We start from the raw sequence: 18,487 nt of genomic DNA on the forward strand, positions 1-18,487 counted from the left end.
AAAGGAACCCCGCTTCTTTTAAAGAATATCAGCTGCTAATTGTGCTAGCCCGGAGCGCTCTCCTTTGATTAACCGGACGTGGCCCGATACTTTTTGCTCTTTAAACTTTTCAACTACGTACGTTAATCCGTTGTTATACTCATCTAAATAAGGATGATCAATTTGAGCCGGATCTCCCATAAGGACAATTTTACTCTTTTCCCCTACCCTTGTTAAAATTGTTTTAATTTCATGCTTCGTTAAATTTTGCGCTTCATCAATAATAATGAACTGCTCCGGAATGCTTCGGCCTCTTATATACGTCAAGGCTTCCACTTCTATTGAACTGAGCCCCGCTAGAATCGCATCCAGTTCTCCAGGTTTTTTAGTGTTGAATAAGTACTCTAGGTTATCATAAATTGGTTGCATCCATGGACGAAGCTTCTCCTGCTTTTCTCCTGGCAAGAATCCAATATCTTTCCCTAAAGGAACAATTGGACGAGCTACAAGTAGCTTTTTAAAACATCCTAGATCTTCCGTCTGCATAAGTCCTGAAGCTAAAGCAAGCAGCGTTTTACCCGTACCTGCCTTTCCAATTAACGTGACCAGTTGAACGTCGTCTCTAAGAAGAAGTTCTAAAGCCATAATTTGCTGAACATTTCGAGGTTTGATTCCCCAGATATGATCATATTCAAATAAAAGCTTTTTTACTTTCGTTGTTGTTTGATCGACAATGCCGATGGCTGATCCGGATCCCCCAAATGCATCTTTCATCACTAAGAATTGATTTGCAAAAAAGGAGTGGTTCGCAATTTGAGACGTTAGCAGCTCTCCTTTTTCGTAAAATTGACTCAGCAGTTCTTTTGCAATATAGACTTCCGAAAAGCCAGTATAAATACTATTGAATTCCACTACTCGATCACTTAAAAAATCTTCTGCTCTTAAGCCGATTGCGTCAGCCTTCACACGTACCAACACATCTTTACTCACTAGTATCACTTCACGTCCATCTTCTTTTGTTTCCTCTTCAAGAGATAGATTTTTAGCAACAGCTAAAATTCGATTATCATTTGTTTTTTCCACAAAGATTTCTTGAAGCTGTTGAAAAGAGCGATGATTGAGTTCAATTCGCAAATGGCCCCCATTTTCTAAAGGGATTTTCTCATATAACTTTCCATGTTGTCTCAAGTTATCAATGAGTTTGGATACCTGCCTTGCATTTCGTCCGACTTCATCCATATTTCTTTTTTTCGAATCAACTTCTTCTAGTACAACGGCCGGAATCACTACTTCGTTATCATCAAATGAAAAAATTGAATGCGGATCTTGTAATAAAACATTCGTATCTAATACATAAATTTTTCCCAATAATTCAGCCTCCTACTCCGATTGTTTTTCCTGTAAGGAGTGAAACAAGGCACCCATCCATTTATATACTATGTAACGCACATGTGTGAAGTGACCTTAAATGGACGGACCATTTTCTTTAAATATATGAACACGTGTATAAAGATAGAAGAACTATTAGAAACTAAATACAAATTACTACAAAAAATGAGTCATTCATAAGGAGGAGTCTCCCACATGAACAAATTTTTTCTATCCATTAGCTTATGTTTTATTACACTAACCGGCTGCAACAATAACCAAGCAGACGTTGAAGAAGGGCAAAAAACAGATCGAATTGTACAGGTCAAAAATTCATCTCCTGAACGCTCTCACAAGCGTACTGCTAATGAAATATCAGCTCATTTAGTTGAACTGGCTTCAAGCGTTCCGAATGTAAATGATGCTACTGCCATTGTGCTCGGTAAGTATGCAATCGTAGGCATTGACGTTGGCAAAGATATTGATCGTTCAGAAGTAAGTTCAATCAAATATACAGTTGCCGAAGGTCTGAAAGCTGATCCGTACGGTGCTAATTCTGTTGTTATTGCAGATCCTGATACGGTCGCTCGGCTAAAACAAATTGGAAATGAAATTCGCAAAGGTCGGCCGGTTACAGGATTTTTAGATGAATTAGCAGCCATTGTAAACCGAGTGATGCCTGAATTTGCAGAAGAAATTCGCCGAAATCCTAGCTCAACAGATACAAACAATCAAAAATTAAATAATAAACAAGAGCAAAATTTAAAGAATGAGCAGGAAAAACAATCTAATAATCATCTTCAAAAAAATGAATAAGAAAGTCGCTTAGCGGCAGGCTGCTGCTAAGCTTTTTTTATCGCTTCAATTACTTGCTTATCGAGTTTAGCAGCTGCTACTGGATCATAGGTCTTTTCATATGAAGGGTTTACTGAAATCTTAGAACCATAGAACATGACATCTCTTACTTCATTAATATCTAGTTCAATTAGCGTCAGCTTTAAAGCTACTCCTTCTAATTTTTCTTGCACTACCTCAGCTATTCCGCTGATTGAGTAACATGATTCATTAGCAAGAATATTTACCACTGCTTTATTCGTATGTTTAATGTTTTCTACAATCCTCGATTTGACATCTACGGCAAATCGAATTTTTTGTTTAGTCGGAGCTACTAACCACGAAATGGCACTAACATTTGGACCGTTTGTTTCAAAATCAATAGTTGAAATGGTTGCAAATCTCTCTGTCTGTAGCTCATCGTATAATGCATCTACTAGTTGAGTCTCGACTTCGTTGGCCATTTTCATCCCTCCTACTGTTTATGTACTTACTAGTTACTATCTTCGAGCTAACAAGCAAAATTACCTGCTTCTTTCGGAATGTTTTCCTATCGTTCCTTTTCTACTAAGAGACAGCGCCGTAAAAAAACTTTATAAAACAAGAATTTTCGGCTAGAATGATGTATAGAGAAGTTGAGGTGATAGAAATGAGAGTACAATGTGTCATGTGCGATAAAATTGAAACAATTGAGGATGAAACGCTCGTAGCAAAACGACTGCGCAACCGTCCTATCCATACATATATGTGCAATGAATGTTCTGAACGGATTGAAAAACGAACAAAAGAACGCATAGCTACTGGAAACTTTAAACTATATGAGTCGAAAAAGACAGAGGAGGATTGGTAAGGTGCTCCGATTAGGAATAAGTATTGGCATGTTAAGCGGGATTATCCTTGGGTTATGTTTAAAATGGATAGAATGGCTAACCGGCAAACAAGTTTATACCCTTTTATTAAATGTTGATTTTATTCCTATCATTGGCCCTATTCAATGGCCTGAATGGGTAGAGTTTGTTTTTCATTTATTCATTGCCGCTGCAATTGGGATCGTTTTTGTTTACATAGTAGGTAAATTAAATAATATGTCTATTCGAAAAATCGTATTGTGTTCCTTTTTATTAACACTTCCAACCATTCCTTTGTATTTTCCATTGACGCTGCTTGCGCTCAAGCCTACGCCTGCGGTGGATGATGCAGTAGCGATTTTTTATTGGACAGCTGGCCATTTAATTTTCGCAGCCGCTCTTGTCTTCGGCTATATCATACTAAAAAGACGCTTGTAGCTACAAGCGTCTTTTTATGTAGTCTTTTATGAACCCAACGTGGAGTTTTGCTTCTTAGCCTGATACAGCCGTATTTTATAAATAATTAATACAAGCGCTGCAACCACAAGCCCTTCAGCTACAGGTAAAAAAATGCCTAAAAACGTTAAGATCGTACATCCAAAAGCTAAAAATAGATAAATAACCATAGATTTTAAAAGCGGTAGCTTCTTTGCAAACCCGAGTTTGTACACGAGAACAGATAGCCCTAAAATGGTAAAGTATAACAGCCACATTCCTATTTTTGCATGTTCATCTACTTGATACAGAGCTGCAAAAAATGAAAGGTGTTCTTTTACATCCATATTTCTTCCCCCTATTCCTTACTTTACATTATTCGATATAAGCCACCTTTTTCCTTTCCAAATCCCTCTTTTATAAAACGCTTTCAAAAAATAGAAAATTCTGATATAATAGATAAAAAATAAGCCGCTAGCAGATAGAGCTAACGACTTACTTTTTTTATTATTTCGTGTCAGCGTATTTTTTCTTTTTCGCTGCTTTTTCACGTTCATTTTTATCAAGAACTTTTTTACGTAGACGAATAGATTCTGGTGTGATTTCACAATATTCATCTTCGTTTAAATATTCAAGTGATTGCTCTAGAGACATAATACGAGGTTTTTTCATACCTGTTGTTTGATCTTTATTCGCAGAACGCATATTCGTCATTTGCTTCATTTTACAGATGTTAACAACGATATCATTTTCACGAGTGTGTTCTCCTACGATCATACCTTCGTATACTTCTGTACCTGGCTCAACGAAAATTGTACCGCGGTCTTCTACGCCTTGGATTCCATAAGTAGATGATTTACCGCTTTCCATAGAAACAAGCACACCTTGACGGCGACCTCCAACTTGACCTTGCTGCATTGGTTGGTAGCTATCAAATGAATGGTTAATGATACCAAATCCACGAGTTAACGATAAGAACTCAGTTGTATAACCGATTAAACCACGTGCAGGAACCATAAAGATCAGACGAACTTGACCGCTGCCGTTGTTAATCATATCAACCATTTCACCTTTACGAGCACCCATTGATTCCATAATAGAACCCGTATGTTCTTCAGGTACGTCGATTTGCACACGTTCAACTGGCTCACAGCGAACGCCATCAATTTCACGAACGATTACTTCAGGTTTTGATACCTGAATCTCATATCCTTCACGACGCATATTTTCAATTAAAATAGATAAATGAAGTTCTCCACGTCCTGAAACAACCCATACATCCGGTGAATCAGTATTTTCCACGCGTAAACTTACATCCGTCTCAAGTTCAGACATTAAGCGCTCTTCAATTTTACGAGATGTAACAAATTTACCTTCACGACCAGCAAACGGTGAATTGTTTACTAAGAACGTCATTTGTAAAGTAGGTTCATCAATACGTAAAATTGGCAGTGCATCTTGGTGGTCAAACGGACATACGGTTTCACCTACGTTGATGTCTTCCATTCCTGATACAGCGATCAGGTCTCCTGCTTTTGCTTCTTCGATTTCAACACGCTTTAAGCCTAGGAAACCGAATAATTTTGTTACACGGAATTGTTTTACCGTACCGTCAAGCTTCATTAATGCAACTTGCTGGCCTACTTTCATTGTTCCGCGGAATACGCGACCTACACCGATACGACCAAGATAGTCATTGTAGTCAAGCATTGCCACTTGGAATTGAAGTGGTTCGTCGCTGTTGTCTACCGGTGCTGGAATGTGCTCGATGATTGAGTCAAATAGAGATGACATGTTCTCATCTTGCTTTTCAGGATTCGTGCTAGCCGTTCCGTTGATTGCTGAAGCATAAACAACAGGGAACTCAATTTGTTCCTCGCTTGCACCTAGTTCAATAAATAAGTCAATTACTTCATCCACTACTTCAGTTGGACGAGCAAAGTCACGGTCAATTTTGTTAACAACAACAATCGGCGTTAAGTTTTGCTCTAATGCTTTTTTCAATACAAAGCGAGTTTGAGGCATACATCCTTCATATGCGTCTACTACAAGTAGAACACCGTCTACCATTTTCATAATACGCTCAACTTCTCCACCGAAGTCAGCATGTCCCGGCGTATCCATAATGTTGATACGCGTATCTTTATAATTAATAGCTGTGTTTTTCGCTAAAATTGTAATTCCACGCTCACGCTCAAGGTCATTTGAATCCATCGCACGTTCTTCAACATGCTCATTAGTACGGAATGTTCCGGACTGATGTAATAATTTATCTACTAACGTTGTTTTCCCATGGTCTACATGGGCAATAATGGCAATATTACGTAAATCTTTACGAATGTTCACGCATTTCACTCCTATGCTTGTAATAACTAAGCTATTATATCACACTAACTCTAGAATTGCAGAATGATTTTGTTGTACACTATAAATATCCGTTATAAATGGGAGGAATCAACATGAGAAACATTAAGTGGGTATTTGTTTTATATGCATTTATCGCAACTGCGGCAATTATGTCAATCGGCATATTTATCGGAGAAGGAAGCGCTCTCGGGGTCATTTTAGCTATCGCAGCTTTAATTGTTGTAATGGGCCTTGGCTTTACGACTAAGAAAAAAATGCGAGAAAAAGGGCAGCTGTAATTTTTTTGCGATGATTGAAAGCGTCATGGCCATTTGCAACATCAAAATGGTTCATGACGTTTTTTCATCACAAAATTCTTTGACTACACGTAAGTCTTCACTTCTATTTTATTTATTCCACTTTCCTTCAAGGTACGTACGAAAGATTTCGTCATGTAATGTTGGTTTACTTACAAATACACTGCTTTTTTCAAGAATTTCTAACGGCTTTCCTTCTAAATCCGTCATAACTCCTCCAACTTCTTCAATCAATACTTTACCGGCAGCAAAGTCCCATGGAGCCAAACGTAGAGTAATGTATCCATCCAAGCGTCCAGCCGCTACGTAAGCAAGCTCAATAGCTGCGGATCCATATGAACGGGTCCCTCTTACTTTACGCACAAGCGGACTTAATACGGAAGGATCAATACGGCGGTTCTCAGTTACCCATGTTGCATTTAGGCTAATAATAGCTTGTTCAACTGGTACAGGTTCAAGTTTCGGCAATTGGATGTCATTCATAAACGCGCCCTGTCCTTTTAAAGCATGATACAGCTCATTATGAATAACATCATAAATATAACCTGCTTGTCCTACACCATTTTCAAATATACCGATAGAAATAGCAAAATTCCGCTGCTGATGAACAAAGTTCATCGTCCCGTCGATTGGATCGATAATCCAAATCGTTCCTTCTTCTGATTCAAGCTCTTCTCCATATCCTTCTTCTCCGAGAATATGATGTTCCGGAAAGGTTTCATTGATTTTTGAGATAAAAAACTGTTCGATTTCTTTATCCATATTTGTTACTAAATCATTTGGATTCGATTTCGTTTGAATGAGAAGTTCTTTACTAAACGACTGTTGAATTTTTTGTCCAGCTTCTTTTAGCCACTCTTTAACGTATGTATCGATTTCTTTCCAGCGTTGCGTCATCTCAATTCCCCCTCAAAAATACGTCTCTTATTTAAGCTTAAAAAAACCTCTGCAAGATGTCAATTAACAGAGCACGTGGGAGAAGAACTGCCGCTTCTTCTCCCACGTGCTCTGTTACCACTTATGAATCTGCTCATTCAGTTTAATCCTTTTTTACAGTTTACCCTTATTTGTTCTATTTTATTCCCGTATCTGCTACTGAAGAGATATCATTTCTTCACGAAGTTTCTCGAGCTTTCGCTTACATTTTTGTTTTTGTTCCTCATTATTCTCCATCATGGCTTCATATAACGTCGCTAACTCGTAATCTAACTCCAAACGAATTACACCTAATCTTTTTTGTCCATCATTCTTCTTATACATATTCACCACTTGTTTCATGTTTCAAACACCCCTCTCAAATTATTGAACCCGCTTATAGAAAACTAAATTTTCAGATATTTTGATTGATATAGTCTATGTCGAAACCTAATCTCATGTAACTAAATTGTGTGATTACCTATAAAAAAATGATAGACACGTTTTGACAAGCATATGCGAATTAATTGGTGTTTATGCTTTTCATGTGGTAGAATCTTCGCGTAAATCATACTTACTTGCATAGATGCACAGCAGCTATACATATTCACTAAAAAACGGAGGTTTCACATGGCATTCTCAGGATTTTCACAAGATGACTTTAACGTATTCCGTATCGAGGGACTTGATGCACGTATGGAAGCCATCAAGACAACGATACGCCCAAAATTCGAACAATTGAGCAATCATTTTGCTCCTACTCTTTCTTCACTGTGTGGAGATGAAATGTTCGTACACATTGCCAAACATGCACGAAGAACAGTTAACCCGCCAGCAGATACGTGGGTAGCCTTTGCTAACAGTAAACGCGGGTATAAAAAGCTCCCTCATTTTCAAATTGGCCTTTGGGAAACACATGTCTTTGTGTGGTTCGCCGTCATTTACGAATCAGCTATTAAAGAACAATTTGGAAAGCTGCTAAAACAAAACATTGAGGAGATTCGTCAAAATATCCCAGCCTCGTTTGTTTGGTCAAAAGATCATACAAAACCTGATAGTGACAAAATGGGCGACTTATCTTCTGAAGACTTAGAGAGTTTGTTTGAACGTCTAGAGACGGTTAAAAAAGCTGAGATCCTATGCGGTATTACAATTCCAAAAGAAGAAGCGATTGCAATGAACGGCGAAGAATGGATAGCTCGTATTGAACAAACATTTCATACGGTAACTCCATTATATGAACTAACTAAAAAAGCATATGCATAATTTTAACGAATTGATATAAAAAAAATGGAGCCAAGCTTGGCTCCATTTTTTACATTTTTATGATGTCTCCAGAAGAAGCAGCCTTTGCTTTTTGAATCGTTCGATAAGAAGAGTATTTGCTTTGATCTTCAAAATCGTTACAGATTGTTTTTTCTTCTGCTTTACTTGGCACAATTTCTTTAAATCGGCGATAGACTGCCATTAGGTGATCACGCTCAATACCTTTTTCATAAGCTCGTTCAATGCTTTCAAAAAACTTCACTACATCAATAATTTCTTCTGTACTCCAATCAAGGGAGATAGGGTATTGATATTCCACTTCTCATCACTCCATTTATTTCTTCAATCTATGTATATCTATATTCTTAACTCTATCACAATCTATAATGTACACAAAATTTATTCTCTTTTCACACAAAAGAATTTCTCCTTTTTTTTCTTTTTATTTTCTCTTTAAAATATCTTTGCAAATGGGTTAATAAGTGCTATAATTCTTTTGTTTTATGGGGATTTTCAAAACATAAAGAACTATAAAATCATGAGTAATAAGCAGTTTACAATTACTTGTATTTTTTTAACTAAAAATTGTATTTATATTATCAAACAGTAGTAAACATACACGTTTCATTCATTTATATAATGGTTAAAATCAAGAAAACTGCCGAATAGCATTTCTGTTGAATTTCTTTTATAGAAAAAACATGTGATATTTTAATATGTAGAATTCAACAGCCACTAGTTTTTGGTATATAAAATTGAATGCTGTAATTTGATAAAAAAACAATCAAAGTCCCTCTAAGCTTTGCTTAGAGGGACTGACAATTTATGATAAAAGAGGTGTATAGCAAAGTTGTCTTCTCAATTTTCAACTCCATTATTTACTGGATTGGTTAATCACGCTAAGAAAAACCCAACACAATTCCATATCCCTGGACATAAAAAAGGAAATGGAATGGATCCTGAATTCCGCTCATTTATTGGCGATGATGCTTTATCCATTGATTTAATTAATATCGGTCCTCTTGATGACCTTCACCAGCCAAAAGGCATTATCAAACAAGCGCAGGATTTAGCTGCAGAAGCATTCGGTGCTGACCATACTTTTTTCTCTGTTCAAGGAACGAGCGGAGCAATTATGGCAATGGTCATGGCGACATGTGGGCCTGGAGATAAAATTATCGTTCCTAGAAACGTGCATAAATCTGTTATGAGTGCGATTGTTTTTTCAGGAGCTACGCCTATTTTTATTCACCCTGAAATTGACGAAAATCTTGGCATTTCTCACGGTATTACATCGGACTCTGTAGAAAAAGCCTTAAAGCAGCACCCTGAAGCAAAAGCAGTGCTTGTTATCAATCCAACTTATTTTGGAATTTCCGGAGACCTTCGTAAAATCGTAGAAATTGCCCACTCGTATCAAGTGCCTGTACTTGTTGATGAAGCTCACGGCGTTCATATTCACTTCCATGATGATTTGCCTTTGTCTGCTATGCAGGCCGGCGCAGATATGGCAGCAACAAGCGTGCATAAATTAGGCGGCTCTATGACGCAAAGTTCAATTCTAAACATACGCGAAGGCTTAATTTCTCCAAAACGTGTACAGTCTATTTTAAGCATGCTGACAACAACATCAACATCTTATCTGCTGCTGGCTTCTTTAGATGTTGCACGAAAACGATTAGCTACAGAAGGAAAAGAGCTGGCTGAACGTGCAATTTCTCTTGCTGAAAAAGCACGAAGAGAAATTAATACCATTGAGCATATCCGATGTATAGGCAGAGAAATTTTAGGGACAAAAGCTACGTATGATTTAGACCCTACTAAATTAATTATTTCTGTTTCAGATTTAGGAATTACGGGCTATGACGTAGAAAAATGGATGCGTGAAGCTCATAATATCGAAGTTGAAATGTCTGACCTTTATAATATTCTATGTATTATCACGCCTGGAGATACAGAAGAAGACCTTTCACGTCTGATCATGGCTCTGCGTGAGTTATCTGCAAAATTCCATAATCTTTCTGAGACAACGGCAAAACCGGCTATTTTATTGCCTGATATTCCTGTATTGGCTTTAACACCTCGCGATGCTTTTTACGCTGAAACCGAAGTGGTACCTTTTCATGAATCGGCAGGCCGTATTATTGCGGAATTTGTGATGGTCTACCCTCCTGGTATTCCTATTTTTATTCCTGGGGAAATCATCACTGAGGAAAATTTAACCTACATTGAAACAAACTTAGAGGCAGGTTTACCTGTGCAGGGTCCGGAAGATTTTGAATTAAAAACATTTCGTGTCATTAAAGAACATAAAGCAATTCAATAAAAAAGGTGCGGAAATCCGCACCTTTTTTTATTGAATTAATCTAAATCTTCATCTGCCTTTTGACATTCTCCGCTTTTACATGTTGAGTATAATCGCGTCACTTTCTCATCTTCGAAATGATCAATTGTGCAGTTACATGTTTGACATACGATTGTTCCCATTTTGTAAACTCCCCTTTAACCGTCTTTTTTGTAAGCGTTTTACAACTCTTGATATTATATTATTATGTCACATTAAATATGTCAACAACTAATTAGTATGTCACATTAAAAATATTTTTCACATAAATGTTATATTTGTTTTCAAAAAGCTGAACGCTTAGCATCATCTCTATTTATATGAAAAAACAATGTCTAATTTCACATCTATTTCAGCACTTTAAAATAATTAAGAAAAATAAGAATTTGTTCTCTTTCCGCTTTTTCTTACTAATAGGGTAGACATTTCATACAAACTTCACTACAATGTATAACCATGTGGTTTCATGTATAGCTGAAAAGGCTATATGAAACACTATGTTATGTAAAATAGAATAGGAAAGGAGTGTTAATCGATGAAAAAACTGACTCCCGTTTTTATCATTTCGGTTATTATTGCTGCAGTATTTATCGTATGGGGTGTTATTCCGGAATCTACGCTAGGAAGCGCAGCGCTCACACCTGTTACATCGGCAATACATAGTTTTATCATCGAGAAATTTGGCTGGTATTATTTATTAGCGGCTACATTATTCTTGGTTTTTACGCTGTACTTAATTTTTTCAAAGTACGGAAACATTAAATTAGGTAAACCTGACGAAAAGCCTCAGTATGGTTATGTCTCGTGGTTTGCCATGTTATTTAGTGCTGGTATGGGGATTGGACTTGTATTCTGGGGTGTTTCAGAACCAATCAATCATTTTCATACTCCACCTTCTGGTGAAGGCGGTACAGCAGAATCAGCTCGTGCAGCTCTACGTTATTCGTTTTTCCACTGGGGTTTACATCCTTGGGCTATTTATTCCGTTCTTGCACTGGCCCTTGCATATTTTCAATTTAGAAAAGGTTATCCGTTCATCATCAGCAATATTTTACGTCCACTATTAGGAAAACGTGTTGATGGACCTCTTGGAACGATCATAAACGTCATCGCCGTATTTGCAACTATTTTTGGGGTGGCGACGTCTCTAGGACTGGGCGCTATTCAAATTACCGGTGGAGCCTCTTACTTGTCGCCAAGTATTGACAATAATTTCACGACTCAATTAATTGTTATTATTATCGTGACGTTCTTGTTCATGCTGTCAGCACAGACGGGGCTGAACAAAGGTATTAAGTATTTGAGTAACATTAATATTGTTTTAGCTATTCTGCTAATGCTGTTCTTGTTATTTGCAGGTCCAACCAACTTTATTATGGACTTATTCGTTACAACCATTGGCAGCTACATTCAAAACTTGCCGTCAATGAGTTTTCGATTGAGCCCGTTTGATAACAGCACCTGGGTTCAAGATTGGACAATTTTCTACTGGGCATGGTGGATCGCTTGGGCACCGTTCGTTGGTACGTTCATTGCTCGTATTTCACGAGGCAGAACCATTCGAGAATTTTTAATTGGTGTACTAGCTGTTCCGACCGTATTTGGTGGATTATGGTTTGCTGTATTCGGAGGTTCTGGGGTCTACTTAGACTTTTTTAAGGATCTTCCTGTTATGGATGTTATCAACAATAAAGGAACAGAAGTTGCTTTATTCTATGTACTTGAACAATTTCCATTTGGTACGTTCATGTCCATTGTCGCTATTTGCTTAATTGCTACGTTCTTTATTACATCAGCTGATTCAGCTACATTTGTTTTAGGAATGCAGACAACAAATGGTGATCTAAATCCTTCAGGCTCTATTAAACTTACGTGGGGATTAATTCAATCGTTAACAGCAATCATTCTGCTTTGGACAGGTGGTTTGGACGCGCTCCAAACAGCTGCGATTATAGCAGCACTTCCATTCTCAATTGTGCTGGTGCTAACCGTCTTCTCATTAATGAAAGCATTTAAAGAAGAAGGCGCATTGAAAAGAGAAAAGAAAACTGTGTAAGACAAAAAAAGCGTTAGCTTATATAAGCTAACGCTTTTTTTATGCAATCTTACGCTGTGCAAAATAAAATTAGTTGATAACATGTCAAGCAGACAGCTGAAGTCGTACCCGTCATCATAAGCGCCAGTCTTTTAGATTTGACGTTCATTTCTGCTATGCCGTAAGCTAAATAAGCAAATACTAAAAATAAAATAATTTTAGATGTCAACTGATCACGTTTTGATAGCAATTCAACCAGTGAATAACCCATCCAAATAACAATGTGTAAGCTCCAAACGAAATACGTCTTCATAGCTCCTTCGCCGCCTTTTCATTCGTTATCCAAAAGAGCAATTTTTTTATCTACTTATAAGGAAAGCACGTCCCACTTCATATGTATGCATCTAGAGCTCATTTAAGACTGCCTCAGCGCTTTTTACACGTTTCCTCTAAAGGAGATACTCATCATCAACAAAAACTGTCTGACAAGCATCTGATACTTTATGAAAACCGTTTTCTTCAAAAAAAAAGCTGATGCATACGCATCAGCTTTTTAAAAACATTATTTTACAATGTGAATTGGGCTTCCAATAGCTACTTCAGCAGCTTCCATTGTGATTTCACCTAATGTTGGGTGAGCGTGAATTGTTAATGCGATATCTTCAGCTGTTACGCCAGCTTCGATAGCAAGACCAAGCTCAGCGATCATATCAGATGCGCTAGGTCCAGCGATTTGAGCACCAACAACTACTCCGTCTTCTTTACGAGTGATAAGCTTTAAGAAGCCTTCTGCAGCGTTAAGTGCAAGCGCACGTCCGTTAGCAGCAAATGGGAATTTAGAAGCTTTAACAGCTAATCCTTCTTCTTTCGCTTGTGCTTCAGTATAACCTACAGATGCAAGCTCAGGCTCAGAGAATACAACTGCTGGAATTCCTAAGTAGTCAATTTCAGCAGGTTCGCCAGCGATTACTTCAGCTGCGATTTTACCTTCGTAAGAAGCTTTGTGTGCAAGTGGTGGTCCAGTTACGATATCACCAATTGCAAAGATATTGCTTACAGATGTACGAGTTTGGTTATCGATTTCGATAAGACCACGGTCAGTCATTTTAACGCCAACTTGCTCAAGACCAAGCTCATCAGTATTAGGACGACGACCTACAGTAACTAATACGTAGTCAGCATCGATTACTTTTGACTCTCCGCCTACTTCAAACGTAACTTGTACGCCGTCAGCAGTTTCTTCAACACCTTTAGCCATTGCTTTTGTATAGATTTCAACGTTTCCTTTTTTCTTAAGGTTACGTTTAACAAGTGAACTCATTTGTTTTTCAAAACCAGCTAAGATTTCATCAGCAGCTTCTACAAATGTAACTTCTGTACCGAAGTTAGCAAAAGCAGTACCAAGCTCAGTACCGATGTAACCTCCACCGATTACAACTAATTTTTTAGGAACTTCTTTAAGCGCTAATGCACCTGTAGAGTTGATTACGCGCTCAGAGAATTTGAATCCAGGGATCTCGATTGGGCGAGAACCAGTTGCAAGGATAGCATTTTTGAATTTGTACGTTTGTGCAGAATTTTCATCCATTACACGTACAGTTTCGCTGTCAACGAAGTAAGCTTCACCTTTTACGATGTCAACTTTGTTACCTTTAAGAAGGCCTTCAACACCGCCAGTAAGTTTGTTTACAACGCCGTTTTTGAATTCTTGAACTTTAGAGAAATCAACTGTTACGTTCTCAGCGATAATCCCCATGTCTTCAGAATGTTTAGCGTGTTCAAAACGGTGACCTGCAGCGATTAATGCTTTTGAAGGAATACAACCAACGTTTAAGCATACGCCTCCAAGGTTACCTTTTTCTACGATTGTAACTTTTTGACCTAATTGAGCTGCACGAATTGCTGCAACGTAGCCACCAGGGCCAGCACCAATGACAAGAGTATCAGTTTCGATTGGGAAATCTCCTACTACCATTTATTACGCCTCCATTAATAATAATTCTGGATCATTTAATAAACGCTTGATTTGGTTAAGAGCGTTTTGAGCTGTTGCGCCATCGATAATACGGTGGTCAAAGCTTAGTGATAATGCTAATACTGGAGCAATTACAATTTCACCGTCGCGTACAACTGGTTTTTCAGCGATACGTCCGATACCTAGAATTGCAACTTCTGGGTGGTTGATAACAGGAGTAAACCATTGTCCACCAGCAGAACCGATATTTGTGATTGTACAAGAAGCGCCTTTCATTTCAGCAGGAGCTAATTTACCATCACGTGCTTTTCCAGCAAGGTCGTTAATTTGATCAGAAATTTCGAACACAGATTTACGATCAGCATTTTTCACAACTGGTACTAAAAGACCTTTTTCAGTGTCAGCAGCGATACCGATGTTGTAGTAATGTTTTTGAATTACTTCATCAGTAGAGTCATCGATTGAAGTGTTAAGAGCTGGGAACTTCTTAAGTGCTGAAGTTAACGCTTTTACCACGTAAGGTAAGAATGTTAATTTAATACCTTGATCTGCTGCAACTGTTTTGAATTTTTTACGATGAGCAACAAGAGCTGTTACATCGATTTCATCCATTAATGTTACGTGTGGAGCAGTGTGTTTAGAGTTAACCATAGCTTTTGCGATTGCACGACGGATACCGCTCATTTTCTCGCGAGTTTCTGGTAGGTCGCCTTCAGGAATAGCTTGTGCTGCTGCTGCTTTTGGTTCAGCTGAAGCAGTTTCCTCTTTAGCTGGAGCTTCAGCAGTTGCTGTAGCTGTAGAACCACCAGATAGGAAGCCATCGATGTCATCTTTAACAATACGTCCGTTTTTACCTGAACCAGGAACAGCTTTAATGTCTACACCTTTTTCACGAGCATATTTGCGCACTGAAGGCATAGCAATTACTTTACGGTTAGGATCAACATCAGCTTGTGCTGCAGGAGCTGTTGCTTCTTCAGTCACTTCTTCAGTTGAAGCTTCTTCTTTAGCTTCTTCTGCTGGTGCATCATCATGATCGTCACCTTTGAATTTTAAGTCTTCGTATCCAGGAGCATCAAAAGTAACGATAACTTGTCCTACAGTAGCTACTGTACCTTCGTCAACTTTTACTTCTAATACTTTACCTTTTACAGGAGATGGGATTTCAACAACAGCTTTGTCATTTTGTACTTCTGCTAGTACATCATCCTCATCAATTTCATCTCCAGCTTTTACGAACCATTTTACAATTTCACCTTCGTGGATACCTTCACCGATATCCGGCAGTTTAAATTCAAATGCCACGTGTCTTCACCCTCCTAGTTAGTTGCGTTCAATTTGTTAGTGTTTATTTTATCTAAGACAGAAATCAGCACAAAGCTGATTTCTATCACAGTAAAATGCTAATTAAAATTCAAGTACTTTCTTAGCTGTTTCAACGATATCTTTGTGGTCTGGTAACCATACGCCCTCAGCTTGAGAGAATGGGAACACAGTATCCGGTGCTGTTACACGTAATACTGGTGCTTCTAAGCTTAAGATTGCACGATCGTTAATTTCAGCTACAACGTTAGCTGCGATACCAGCTTGTTTTTGAGCTTCTTGAACTACTACTACGCGACCAGTTTTTTCAACTGATGCAAGAATTGTATCGATATCTAAAGGTTGAACTGTACGTAAGTCCACTACTTCAGCAGAGATACCTTCTTTTTCTAGTTCTTCAGCTGCTTTTAATGATGAGTGTACCATTGCACCGTAAGCGATAAGCGTTACGTCTGTACCTTCACGTTTCACATCAGCTGTACCTAAATCAATTGTGTATGATTCTTCAGGTACTTCTTGACGGAATGAACGGTAAAGCTTCATGTGCTCTAAGTATACAACCGGATCGTTATCACGAATTGATGAAATTAAAAGACCTTTTGCATCGTATGGAGTTGAAGGAATTACAACTTTTAAACCAGGTTGAGATGCTACGATACCTTCTAAGCTATCAGCGTGAAGTTCTGGTGTATGAACGCCTCCACCGAATGGTGAACGGAATGTAATTGGTGCATTCCAGCGACCGCCAGAACGGTAGCGCATACGTGCAGCTTGACCTGATACAGAATCAAGTACTTCGTATACGAAACCAAAGAATTGAATTTCAGGAACCGGACGGAAACCTTGAGTCGATAGACCCACAGCAAGACCACCGATACCAGATTCAGCTAATGGCGTATCGAATACGCGATCTTCGCCGAATTCTTGTTGAAGACCTTCAGTCGCACGGAATACTCCACCGTTTACGCCAACGTCTTCACCAAAAACTAATACGTTTTCGTCGTTTTTCATTTCTGTGCGTAACGCATCAGTAATCGCTTGAATCATTGTCATTTGCGCCATGGCTTACTTCGACTCCTTCTCTTTGTAGATTTCATATTGCTCTTGTAAGTTTGAAGGCATAGTTTCGTACATGATTTCCATTAAATCTGTAACTTTTTGTTTTGGATAATCGTCAGCCTTCTTAATAGCTTGTTTGATATCTTCTTTAGCTTGCTCGATTACTTTGTTTTCTTCTTCTTCATTCCAGATGCCTTTAGCTTCTAAGAATTTACGGAAGCGAACAAGTGGATCTTTCTTTTCCCACTCAGTGTCAAGTTCAGCTGTACGATAACGAGTTGGATCGTCACCAGCCATTGTATGTGGACCATAACGGTAAGTTAATGTTTCAATTAAAGTTGGACCTTCACCGTTTACTGCACGCTCACGAGCTTCGCTTACTGCAACGTATACTGCTAGTGCATCCATACCGTCTACTTGAACGCCTGGGATACCAACAGCCGCTGCTTTTTGAGCGATTGTACGTGCTGCAGATTGCTTTTCAACTGGTGTTGAAATTGCAAAGCGGTTGTTTTGTACAACAAAGATTGCCGGAGCTTTGAATGCACCTGCGAAGTTCATACCTTCGTAGAAGTCACCTTGTGAAGCTCCGCCGTCACCTGTATAAGTGATCGCTACTGCTTTTTTACCGCGCTTTTTAAGACCTAGTGCCACACCAGCAGTTTGCACGATTTGTGCACCGATGATGATTTGTGGAGAAAGTATATCTACACCTTCTGGCGCTTGGTTACCGTGGAAATGACCACGAGAGAATAAGAACGCTTGATATAGTGGAAGACCATGCCAAATTAACTGAGGCACATCACGGTACCCAGGTAAAATGAAGTCTTCTTTTTCTAATGCGAAATGTGAAGCGATTTGAGAAGCTTCTTGCCCAGCAGTTGGTGCATAGAAACCTAAACGACCTTGACGGTTCAATGAAATTGAACGTTGATCAAGAATACGAGTGTATACCATGCGAGTCATTAACTCTTTTAATTTTTCGTCAGATAAATCTGGCAACGCTGATTTATTTACTACTTCGCCCTCTTCATTAAGAATTTGGAACGTTTGGTACTGCTCAGCGATTTTATCAAGTTGCTTTGATACATCAATAATAGCCTTTTTAGTTTTAGCAGCCATCTAAGTCACCTCTTCCTTTCATTTAAGCCGTATAAATTCATTTTACTAATCAAACAAACATACACGCTTTTAGAATGTCCCAAATGGACAAGTAAAAGTCATATTTTGTCGAGTAGCTTTTTGAATTCGCTAATCCTTAACATTTCTATGTATTCCCCAGCGAATTCTGTGCAAACATTTACGTAAAAGGAAAGTTTAAGCGAAACGAACGTTTCGTTAAACTGTATTAATTATTTTGCAAAAATGATTAATACAACACTTACTACGCTACCTAGTTTACAATACACTAAAACAGTTCGTCAATGCATTTACATCAAGAAA

At 38.3% G+C, this 18,487-nt stretch carries 20 protein-coding genes; 7 read left to right on the forward strand and 13 right to left on the reverse strand.

Going from position 1 to position 18,487, the window contains the following annotated elements:
- Positions 1–18: 18 nt before the first annotated feature.
- Entirely contained in the window at positions 19–1,347 is a 1,329-nt protein-coding gene (locus AC1DEF_RS16620; RefSeq protein ID WP_013056072.1) for a PhoH family protein, read from the reverse strand.
- 216 nt (positions 1,348–1,563) lie between these two features.
- Here AC1DEF_RS16620 and AC1DEF_RS16625 point away from each other — a divergent pair, with 216 nt between their 5' ends.
- Complete coding sequence (locus AC1DEF_RS16625; protein ID WP_013056071.1) at positions 1,564–2,163, forward strand: YhcN/YlaJ family sporulation lipoprotein; 600 nt, start codon at positions 1,564–1,566, stop codon at positions 2,161–2,163.
- A 26-nt stretch (positions 2,164–2,189) separates the two neighbouring features.
- On the opposite strand, the gene AC1DEF_RS16630 is transcribed toward AC1DEF_RS16625, so the two are convergent.
- Positions 2,190–2,645, reverse strand: coding sequence for a pyridoxamine 5'-phosphate oxidase family protein (locus AC1DEF_RS16630; RefSeq protein WP_013082304.1), 456 nt, complete (start codon positions 2,643–2,645; stop codon positions 2,190–2,192).
- 185 nt (positions 2,646–2,830) lie between these two features.
- On the opposite strand from AC1DEF_RS16630, the gene AC1DEF_RS16635 reads away from it, so the two are divergent.
- Together AC1DEF_RS16635 and AC1DEF_RS16640 are read left to right on the forward strand one after the other, a co-directional pair.
- Entirely contained in the window at positions 2,831–3,031 is a 201-nt protein-coding gene (locus AC1DEF_RS16635; RefSeq protein WP_013056069.1) for a YlaI family protein, read from the forward strand.
- A 1-nt stretch (position 3,032) separates the two neighbouring features.
- The gene (locus AC1DEF_RS16640; protein WP_097823987.1) at positions 3,033–3,467 is read left to right on the forward strand and encodes a hypothetical protein; all 435 of its coding nucleotides are present in this window, start codon (positions 3,033–3,035) and stop codon (positions 3,465–3,467) included.
- Between the two features lie 26 nt (positions 3,468–3,493).
- Here AC1DEF_RS16640 and AC1DEF_RS16645 read toward each other — a convergent pair whose 3' ends face one another.
- Both AC1DEF_RS16645 and typA read right to left on the reverse strand, forming a co-directional pair.
- Positions 3,494–3,811 (reverse strand): YlaH-like family protein, encoded by a 318-nt coding sequence (locus tag AC1DEF_RS16645; RefSeq protein ID WP_043979535.1) that lies wholly within the window; start codon positions 3,809–3,811, stop codon positions 3,494–3,496.
- A gap of 160 nt (positions 3,812–3,971) precedes the next feature.
- A complete protein-coding gene (typA, locus tag AC1DEF_RS16650) occupies positions 3,972–5,810 on the reverse strand; it encodes a translational GTPase TypA (RefSeq protein ID WP_028407947.1) in 1,839 nt (612 codons plus the stop codon).
- Positions 5,811–5,923: 113 nt separating this feature from the next.
- On the opposite strand from typA, the gene AC1DEF_RS16655 reads away from it, so the two are divergent.
- Positions 5,924–6,109 (forward strand): YlaF family protein, encoded by a 186-nt coding sequence (locus AC1DEF_RS16655; RefSeq protein ID WP_016763441.1) that lies wholly within the window; start codon positions 5,924–5,926, stop codon positions 6,107–6,109.
- A gap of 108 nt (positions 6,110–6,217) precedes the next feature.
- On the opposite strand, the gene AC1DEF_RS16660 is transcribed toward AC1DEF_RS16655, so the two are convergent.
- Positions 6,218–7,024 (reverse strand): inositol monophosphatase family protein, encoded by an 807-nt coding sequence (locus tag AC1DEF_RS16660; protein WP_016763440.1) that lies wholly within the window; start codon positions 7,022–7,024, stop codon positions 6,218–6,220.
- A 195-nt stretch (positions 7,025–7,219) separates the two neighbouring features.
- The gene (locus AC1DEF_RS16665; protein WP_013056063.1) at positions 7,220–7,405 is read right to left on the reverse strand and encodes a hypothetical protein; all 186 of its coding nucleotides are present in this window, start codon (positions 7,403–7,405) and stop codon (positions 7,220–7,222) included.
- 267 nt (positions 7,406–7,672) lie between these two features.
- Here AC1DEF_RS16665 and AC1DEF_RS16670 point away from each other — a divergent pair, with 267 nt between their 5' ends.
- A complete protein-coding gene (locus AC1DEF_RS16670; RefSeq protein WP_097823988.1) occupies positions 7,673–8,308 on the forward strand; it encodes a YktB family protein in 636 nt (211 codons plus the stop codon).
- 49 nt (positions 8,309–8,357) lie between these two features.
- Here the strand turns inward: AC1DEF_RS16670 and AC1DEF_RS16675 are convergent, their stop codons facing one another.
- Positions 8,358–8,627 (reverse strand): UPF0223 family protein, encoded by a 270-nt coding sequence (locus tag AC1DEF_RS16675; RefSeq protein WP_013056061.1) that lies wholly within the window; start codon positions 8,625–8,627, stop codon positions 8,358–8,360.
- 531 nt (positions 8,628–9,158) lie between these two features.
- Between AC1DEF_RS16675 and AC1DEF_RS16680 the strand changes: the two genes are divergently transcribed.
- On the forward strand, positions 9,159–10,634 hold the full coding sequence (locus tag AC1DEF_RS16680) for an aminotransferase class I/II-fold pyridoxal phosphate-dependent enzyme (protein WP_043979540.1): 1,476 nt from the start codon (positions 9,159–9,161) through the stop codon (positions 10,632–10,634).
- 35 nt (positions 10,635–10,669) lie between these two features.
- Here the strand turns inward: AC1DEF_RS16680 and AC1DEF_RS16685 are convergent, their stop codons facing one another.
- On the reverse strand, positions 10,670–10,795 hold the full coding sequence (locus AC1DEF_RS16685) for a GapA-binding peptide SR1P (protein WP_013056059.1): 126 nt from the start codon (positions 10,793–10,795) through the stop codon (positions 10,670–10,672).
- 392 nt (positions 10,796–11,187) lie between these two features.
- Between AC1DEF_RS16685 and AC1DEF_RS16690 the strand changes: the two genes are divergently transcribed.
- The gene (locus tag AC1DEF_RS16690) at positions 11,188–12,708 is read left to right on the forward strand and encodes a glycine betaine uptake BCCT transporter (protein WP_097823989.1); all 1,521 of its coding nucleotides are present in this window, start codon (positions 11,188–11,190) and stop codon (positions 12,706–12,708) included.
- Positions 12,709–12,757: 49 nt separating this feature from the next.
- Here AC1DEF_RS16690 and AC1DEF_RS16695 read toward each other — a convergent pair whose 3' ends face one another.
- The 5 genes from AC1DEF_RS16695 to pdhA all read right to left on the reverse strand — a co-directional run bounded on the left by AC1DEF_RS16695 (position 12,758) and on the right by pdhA (position 18,166).
- Positions 12,758–13,000 carry a hypothetical protein gene (locus tag AC1DEF_RS16695; protein WP_016763437.1) on the reverse strand — a complete coding sequence of 81 codons (243 nt, stop codon included), beginning with the start codon at positions 12,998–13,000 and terminating at the stop codon, positions 12,758–12,760.
- Positions 13,001–13,249: 249 nt separating this feature from the next.
- Positions 13,250–14,662, reverse strand: coding sequence for a dihydrolipoyl dehydrogenase (lpdA, locus tag AC1DEF_RS16700; RefSeq protein WP_013082295.1), 1,413 nt, complete (start codon positions 14,660–14,662; stop codon positions 13,250–13,252).
- A gap of 3 nt (positions 14,663–14,665) precedes the next feature.
- The gene (locus AC1DEF_RS16705) at positions 14,666–15,967 is read right to left on the reverse strand and encodes a dihydrolipoamide acetyltransferase family protein (protein WP_013082294.1); all 1,302 of its coding nucleotides are present in this window, start codon (positions 15,965–15,967) and stop codon (positions 14,666–14,668) included.
- A 102-nt stretch (positions 15,968–16,069) separates the two neighbouring features.
- Positions 16,070–17,047 carry an alpha-ketoacid dehydrogenase subunit beta gene (locus AC1DEF_RS16710; protein ID WP_013056055.1) on the reverse strand — a complete coding sequence of 326 codons (978 nt, stop codon included), beginning with the start codon at positions 17,045–17,047 and terminating at the stop codon, positions 16,070–16,072.
- A 3-nt stretch (positions 17,048–17,050) separates the two neighbouring features.
- Positions 17,051–18,166, reverse strand: coding sequence for a pyruvate dehydrogenase (acetyl-transferring) E1 component subunit alpha (gene pdhA, locus AC1DEF_RS16715; protein ID WP_013082293.1), 1,116 nt, complete (start codon positions 18,164–18,166; stop codon positions 17,051–17,053).
- Between the last annotated feature and the right edge of the window lie 321 nt (positions 18,167–18,487).

It is taken from the genome of Priestia sp. 10L35 (genome assembly GCF_056395685.1).